Source organism: Nonomuraea deserti, from assembly GCF_004348685.1.
In the GTDB taxonomy this organism is placed as follows: Bacteria; Actinomycetota; Actinomycetes; order Streptosporangiales; family Streptosporangiaceae; genus Nonomuraea; species Nonomuraea deserti.
This window is the reverse complement of record NZ_SMKO01000465.1, coordinates 1-392: the sequence shown is the minus strand read 5'-3', so window position 1 is coordinate 392 and position 392 is coordinate 1. Positions and strand designations below refer to the sequence as shown.

Annotated in this window: 1 protein-coding gene; it reads right to left on the bottom strand. The window is 70.4% G+C overall.

The annotated features are described in order from the left end of the window. The coding region (locus E1292_RS50700) for a carboxyl transferase domain-containing protein (protein ID WP_281284174.1) at window positions 1-392 on the bottom strand (392 nt) is incomplete at both ends.

Below are 392 nucleotides of genomic sequence, written 5' to 3'. Positions count from 1 at the left end.
CGCGTGCGGACGGCGGCGACGTCCTCGCCGGCCTCCTCGGCGCGCTTGATCTCGCCGCGATAGAGGATGTTGACCGCGCCCTGACCGCCCATGACGGCGATCTCGGCGGTGGGCCACGCCAGGTTGATGTCGGCACCGAGCTGCTTGGAGCCCATGACGATGTACGCGCCGCCGTAGGCCTTGCGGAGGATCACGGTGACCAGCGGCACGGTGGCCTCGGCGTAGGCGTAGAGCAGCTTCGCACCGCGGCGGATGACGCCGGTCCACTCCTGGTCGGTGCCCGGGAGGTAGCCGGGCACGTCGACGAGGGTCACGATGGGCACCGAGAACGCGTCGCAGAAACGGACGAAACGGCTCGCCTTCTCGCCCGCGTCGAGGTTGAGCGTGCCGGC